This window comes from Vibrio sp. 10N.222.46.A1 (assembly GCF_041473595.1).
GTDB lineage: Bacteria > Pseudomonadota > Gammaproteobacteria > Enterobacterales > Vibrionaceae > Vibrio > Vibrio tasmaniensis_A.
In genome coordinates this window covers 1-472 of sequence record NZ_JBFRSN010001620.1, presented here as the reverse complement: position 1 = coordinate 472, position 472 = coordinate 1, and the positions used below count along the sequence as shown (strand labels likewise).

General features: G+C 47.7%; 1 pseudogene. It reads left to right on the top strand.

Features of this window, described 5'->3' with window-relative positions:
* Positions 1-472: pseudogene (locus tag AB4496_RS28480) on the top strand (sugar ABC transporter ATP-binding protein); the annotation flags it as partial.

Sequence of the window (472 nt, the reverse complement as noted above, 5' to 3'; positions counted from 1 at the left end):
TTCTAACTTGGATGCCAAGCTGCGTGTTGAGATGCGCCATCAGATTAAACGTCTGCACCAGAAGCTGAATACCACGATTGTTTATGTAACCCATGATCAAATCGAAGCGATGACTCTGGCGGATCGCATCGCAGTAATGAAAGACGGTGAACTGCAGCAGTTAGGCACACCGCAAGAGATCTATACCAAGCCAAACAATATGTTCGTAGCGGGCTTTATGGGCTCACCATCAATGAACTTCATTAAGACCATGGTGGATTTGGACGACGATCAGAATCCGATCATCAAAGTAACTGGCACGGCGGAGCAAGAACACCACATTCGATTGCCTCAGAGTATGCGTGACCAAGATGGCAAAGAGTTGGTGATTGGGTTGCGTCCAGAACACATCACTGAGCAAGAAGGTGATGATGTGTCGGCAACTACAAAGCTAGATCTGCAATTGGAAGTGTTGGAGCCAACAGGGCCAGAT